The following is a 6,248-nucleotide window of genomic DNA, read 5'->3' as shown; positions in this document are numbered from 1 at the left end:
ATGGGCAAGCGCCAGGGGCGCGGTCACCCGCGCATCGGGTCCCTCGACGGCGTCGAGCACCAGCTTCGAGGGCGCCCAGACGCTGATCCGCCCGTGCCGCATGGCCCAGTCGAGCTCGGTCCGGCTGTCCACCACCACGCAGCGGGGGTCGCGCGCGGCCAGCACCCAGGCCTCCTGCTCGATGGCCAGGAGGTCGATGCGCCGCTGCGGCATGGGGTGGCCGGCGCGGGGCACCGGCGCCTCCGGCCGGTCGACGCAGAGGATCAGCGGCACGCGCGGCTCCTCCAGCCGGTCGAGCAACGCGGGCAGGTCGGGCCGCAGGACGGCGGCGTTCGAGAGGAACACCACCACGGGGTGCGGCGCGTGCTCCGCCAGGAGGCGCAGGCGGCGGCGGCCGGGCGGCGCCTCGCGCACGATCTCGACGGCGAGCGTATAGGGCCCCCGGTCGAGCTTGCCGATGCGGACGAAGACCCGCGCGGCCAGCGGATGCGCGAGGATGCCGTCCGCGATCCGCGCGGCCAGCGTCTCGAGGAGGTTCACCCGCTCCGCCGCCAGCGCGGCGTCGATCGCCTCCACGATCGTGTCGTAGGACAGGATGCGGTCGACGTCGTCGGCGGCGGTCTCGGCGCGGGTCTCGACCTCCACCACCACGTCGAAGCGGATCGTCTGGCGCACGCCGCGCTCGGTCTGGAAGGCGCCGATCTCGACCTCACGGAGGTGGTCGGTCATCGAGATGCGGTCGCGCGGCGCGCCTGAGGCAGTGGCCTTGGCGCGTTCGGACGGGTGGGTGAAGGCGGTGGAGAGCTCGTCGGTCATGCCCCCGGCCTAGCACTTCCGCACGGGGGATTCGATGACGGCAAGCGGCGGGACCGGGCCCGAAGGCGACGGATCAGTACTGCTGGCGGTAGAAGACGTGGACGCCGTACTCGGCGGTGCGCGGATAGATGCGCGACCAGCGCGGGTTGACCCAGTCGGCATGGTAATGCGTGGCGTCGGCGGTGAGGTCGCGGGGCGCCCCCTCCAGCATGATGCGCGCGATGTGGCCGAGCCGGTGCCAGGCCTGCGCGTCCGTCACCTCCTCGGGCCGTCCGTCGCAGGTATAGGTGAACTGGCAGGCGAAGGGCCGCCCGGTGCCCTCGCTCACGACCTCGCAGACCGTGTCGGGATAGTTCGGGCTGTCGACGCGGTTGAGGATGACCTCGGCCACGGCGTACTGGCCCTCGATCGGCTCGCCGCGGGCCTCGAAGTAGAGCGCCTCGGTGAGGCAGCGCCATTCCGCGTCGCCGCGCGGCGTGCGCAGACGGTCGAGCTCGGCATTGGACAGGATGCGCGGGTCCGCCGCGTCGCCGCCCTCGTAAGGCGTGGCGAGCCGGCGCAGGCGGGTCTCGGACAGCGTGGAGAGCGAGGCCATCTCGATCCCCATGAGGCCGCCCAGACGGGTGGAGATGCCGCCCCCCGGCGCCGTCGAGGTCGACAGCGTGACATCTTCGGCCAGGACCGGCGCGGCGAGCATGGCAAGGCCGGCGGCCATCGCGGCCAGCGCAAGACGTCTCGGCATGTTACCCTTTCCCCGACGGACTTCGTGCCCGTTCTCGTCTCCAGCGATTCGCGGAGTCTTAGCGCGAAACCCTGACAAGCCAAAATCGGCACCGAATCTAGCGGACACCGCCGGATGCGACGCAAAAAGTTGTTAACACCGCGTAAACAATCAGTCGGCTTCACTCAAGTCCGGATGAAGATCCCGGCCCAATGCCTTGTCCGCGATGGACAATTGCGCCGCCGCCAGCTTCGCCACCGGCACCCGGAAGGGCGAACAGCTCACGTAATCGAACCCCGCGCGGCGGCAGAAGCCGATCGAATCGGGGTGGCCGGCGTGCTCGCCGCACATCGACAGCATGACCTCGGGCCGGGTCGCCCTGCCCCGCGCGGCGCCGAGCAGCAGCAACTCGCCCACACCGTCGAGATCGAGCTGCTGGAACGGGTCCTCGGCGAAGACGCCCTGGCTGACATAGGCCGACATGAAGCGCCCCGCGTCGTCGCGGCTGAGGCCGTAGGTCATCTGCGTCAGGTCATTGGTGCCGAAGGAGAGAAACGCGGAATGTTCCGCGATCTCGCCCGAGCGCAGCGCGGCGCGCGGGGTCTCGACCATCACGCCCAGCCGATAGGTGAAGTCGCGGCCCGTCTCGCTCCGTACGGCGGAGGCGACGGCGTCGATCCTGGCCTTCACCAGTTCCACCTCGCGGCGGGCGGAGACGAGCGGGATCATGATCTCGGGCACCACGGCCGCCCCCTTCTTGGACGCCTTCAGCGTCGCCTCGAAGATGGCGCGGGCCTGCATTTCGTAAATCTCGGGCACCGTGATCCCGAGCCTGACGCCCCGCATCCCCAGCATCGGGTTGAATTCCTGCAAGCTCTCGATCCGGCTGGCCACGCGCGACAGGGGCAGGTCCATCGCCTCGGCGAGCGCGCGGATGCCCTCGCGGTCGCCGGGCAGGAACTCGTGCAGCGGCGGATCGAAGAGGCGGATGCAGACCGGCTGGCCCTGCATGATCTGGAAGAGCTCGGTGAAGTCGTCGCGCTGCATCGGCAGGAGAAGCTCGAGCGCCGCCGCCCGGTCGGACGGGTTCTCGGCGAAGATCATCTCGCGCATCACCGTCAGACGGCTCTGGTCGAAGAACATGTGCTCGGTCCGGCAGAGGCCGATCCCGTCCACGCCGAAGCGCTGCGCCATGGCCGCGTCCTCGGGCGTGTCGGCATTGGCGCGGATTCCGATGTCGCGGGCGGCGTCGGCCCAGTCCATCAGCGTCGCGAAGGCGCCGCCGAGCGCGGGCTCGACCATCTCGGCCGTGCCCACCAGCACCTCGCCCGAGGAGCCGTCGACCGTGATGACGTCGCCCTCGTGGAAGATCTTGCGCCCCGGAACGGTCAGGGTCTTCTTGCGCATGTCGAGTTGCAGGCGCGTCGCCCCCGTGACGCAGGGCACGCCGAGGCCGCGGGCGATGACGGCGGCGTGGCTGGTCATGCCGCCCCGCTCGGTCAGGATGCCCTCGGCCGCGTGCATCCCGCGGATGTCCTCGGGGCTGGTCTCGCGGCGGACGAGGATGCAGGCCTCGCCCTTGGAATGCGAGAGCTGCGCGGCGGCGGCGGAGAAGACGATCTTGCCCGTCGCGGCCCCCGGCGCCGCCGAGATCCCGCGCGTCAGCACGTCGCGCGCCGCGCCCGGCTTCACCTGCCGGTGGAGAAGCTGGTTCAGCGTGTTGGGCGCGATCCGGCGCAGCGCCTCGTCGCGGTCGATCACGCCCTCCTCGGCCAGCGCGACGGCGATGGCGACCTCGGCCCGCGCGGTCCGGGGCGCGCGCACGGCATCGAGCACGCGCAGCTCGCCGTCCATCAGCGTGAACTCGATCTGCATCTCCTCCCGCAGGCGGGTCCGCACCAGGCTGCCGAAGGCGCGCAGGCTCTCCACCTGCGCGGGCGCGTCGTCCTCGAGCGCCGGGCCGCGCGGGTCCGTCTCGATGAACATGGCTTCCGAGCGCGACAGCGCCGCGCGCCCCTGCCCCTGCGGCAGGTAGCGCCCGGTGACCTGCGGCGCGCCCGTCTCGGAGTTGACGAACTGCACGACGCCCGCGCCCGACAGGCCCTTGCCCGGACCCCGCGCCATGCGCTGCACCACGAGGCCGAGGCCCGCATCCGCCGGCGCGCCCTGCGCCTGCCGGAGAAGCCGCGCGCTCGTGCCCTCCCAGGCGCGCGCCATGCTCTTCAGCACTTCGGCGAGCTGGACGGCGGGCGCCTGCGGAAAGGCCTCGTCCATCTCGTCCTCGTACTGCGCCTTGGCCAGGCGCGGCGTCAGCGGCCCGTCGAAGGCGTCGGCGTCGAGGCGCACGACGTTGACCGCGTAGGCGCGGATGAAGCCCACGTAGAAGGCATCCGCCGCATCCTGCCCGAAGGTCGTCGCCAGCCGCTCGTGGACCGCGTCGTTCATGCCGATGTTCAGGATCGTCCCCGGCCCGCCCCAGTCCGCCGCCTGGCTCGAGGAGCGGACGGAGACCAGCGCGCCGTCCCCGAAGAGGCCGATCAGCGCCTCCATGTCGGGCAGGCGGTCCTGCGCGATGGCGCGCACCGTGTCGAAGGGCAGCGCGACCGTCATCGGCACCGGCAGGTCGAGCCGGATCAGCCGCTGAAGGCACTTCGCGCGGTTGCCATGGCGGTCGGTCCGGATCTCCGCCGTGGGCGTGATCTCGGAGAAGTCGGGTGTCGTGAGCATCCTGCCGTCCAGTCGGGCCCGCGCATTGTGCGGTTGCAGCATGAGCATACAACCGTGGGGCGACCTGTCCAGTTCCGTTGACGCCGCGGGCCGCCGGGTTACTGGAACGTTACAATCACGCCACGATGTAGGTCGTGCCCTGCCCGGAGGCTAGCCCTCGATCCGCGACAGATCGGCCACCTGCCCGCAGGTCTCGACGATCTGGTGCAGGAGGTTCAGGCGGTTGCGCCGCACGATCTGGTTCTCGGCATTGACCTGCACCGCTTCGAAGAAGGCGTCGATGGGGGCGCGCAGGGCGGCCATCCGGCCCATGGCGGCGGCGAAATCCTCGGCCGCGAGTGCAGGCGCGATGCCCTCCTTCGCGGTGGCGAGCGCGGCGAAGAGTGCGCGCTCCTCCTCCGTCTCGGCGAATTTCACGTCCGCGCCGTAGCGGTATTCGACGCCGTCCTTCTCCTCGGCCTGGGTCAGGATGTTGGCGGCGCGGCGGTAGCCCTGCACGAGGTTCTCGCCGTCGGGCGTGTTCAGCACCGCCTGGAGCGCGCGGGCGCGGGCGGCCACCAGCGCGAGGTCGTCCACCGGCGGCTTCGACAGCGCGGCGTCGATCACGTCGTGGCGGATGCCCTCGTCGCGGAGATGCACCTTGAGCCGGTCGTGGAAGAAGGCGAGGAGGTCGGTCGAGAGGTCCGGCACAAGGTCGCCCACCGTGCGGAGGATCGAGCCCTCTGCGGGCTTCTCGGTCAGCCGCTCCATGACGGCGTGATAGGCCGCGCCGAAGACGCCGCGATCGGCGATCTCGTCGACGATCTCCTCCAGCGTGTCGATGACGTCGTCGCCCACCTTCGGCCGGTTCAGCGCGATCTTGTGGCGGAGGAGCTGCGCGTCATGGAACCGGTCGAGCGGCAGCTTCAGCCCGGTGTCGAGCAGGATGCGGATGATCCCCAGCGCCGCGCGCCTGAGCGCGAAGGGGTCCTTCGAGCCCGTCGGTTTCTCGTCGATGGCCCAGAAACCCGTCAGCGTGTCGATCTTGTCGGCGAGCGAGACGGCGACGGAGACCGGCGCCGTCGGCACCGCGTCCCCCGCCCCCATCGGGCGCCAGTGGTCGCGGGCGGCGTCGGCCACCTCGGCGTCCCGGCCGGCGGCCAGCGCGTAGTAGCGCCCCATCACGCCCTGAAGCTCCGGGAACTCCCCCACCATGCCCGAGCGGAGGTCGGCCTTGGCGATGCGCGCGGCCTCCTCGGCCTTTTCGGCATCCGCGCCCACCATCGGCGCGATCTCGCGGGCGAGCGCGGCGATGCGCGCGATCCGGTCCGCCTGGCTGCCGAGGCGGGCGTGGAAGGTCACGGAATTCAGGCCCTCGAGCCACGCGTCCATCCCCGCCTTCGCCACGCGAAGATCGTTCTCCCAGAAGAACTTGGCGTCCGAGAGGCGGGCGGCCAGCACCTTCCGGTTGCCCGCCAGGATCGTCGCGCCGTGATCCGCCGTCTCGCGGTTGGCGACCGTCACGAACTTCTCGATCCGCCCGGTCTTGGGGTTGCGGACCGAGAAGAACTTCTGATGCTCCTTCATCGAGGTCTGGAGGACCTCGGGCGGCAGGTCGAGGAAGTCCTCCCCGATCGCGCCCATCAGCACCACGGGCCATTCGACGAGGCCCGCGACCTCGGCCAGAAGCCCCCGGTCCTCGACCAGTTCGAGGCCGGAGGCGAAGGCCATGTTGGTCGCGTCGTGCCAGATCGCCTCGGCGCGGTCCTCGGCCGAGAGGATGACATGCGCGGCCTTGAGCTTGCGCGCGTAGTCCTCGAACGAGGTCACGGCGAAGCGGCCGGGCGCCATGAAGCGGTGCCCCTCGGTCGTGTCGCCCGAGGCGATGCCGTCGATCTCGAAGGGCACGACCTCGGCCCCCGCCTCGGTCGTCAGGATGCAGAGGATGGAGTGCAAGGGCCGCACCCAGCGCAGCGACCCCGCCCCCCAGCGCATCGACTTCGGC

4 protein-coding genes are annotated in these 6,248 nt (G+C 71.0%); all 4 read right to left on the bottom strand.

Going from position 1 to position 6,248, the window contains the following annotated elements; genetic code table 11:
* Window positions 1-816 (bottom strand): dihydroneopterin aldolase (locus tag ACTS11_RS04405; protein ID WP_442639130.1); only part of this gene is annotated, 816 nt, incomplete at its 3' end.
* Window positions 817-889: 73 nt separating this feature from the next.
* Window positions 890-1,558 carry a cell wall hydrolase gene (locus ACTS11_RS04400; RefSeq protein WP_442639129.1) on the bottom strand — a complete coding sequence of 223 codons (669 nt, stop codon included), beginning with the start codon at window positions 1,556-1,558 and terminating at the stop codon, window positions 890-892.
* 150 nt (window positions 1,559-1,708) lie between these two features.
* Window positions 1,709-4,264 (bottom strand): putative PEP-binding protein, encoded by a 2,556-nt coding sequence (locus tag ACTS11_RS04395; RefSeq protein ID WP_442639128.1) that lies wholly within the window; start codon window positions 4,262-4,264, stop codon window positions 1,709-1,711.
* Window positions 4,265-4,414: 150 nt separating this feature from the next.
* The coding region (gene glyS / locus ACTS11_RS04390) for a glycine--tRNA ligase subunit beta (protein WP_442639127.1) at window positions 4,415-6,248 on the bottom strand (1,834 nt) is incomplete at its 5' end.

The sequence above is a fragment of the Roseicyclus sp. genome, from assembly GCF_052168335.1.
In the GTDB taxonomy this organism is placed as follows: domain Bacteria; phylum Pseudomonadota; class Alphaproteobacteria; order Rhodobacterales; family Rhodobacteraceae; genus Roseibacterium.
Note: the sequence above shows the minus strand (reverse complement) of the source record. Positions and strands in the feature narration are given on the sequence as shown.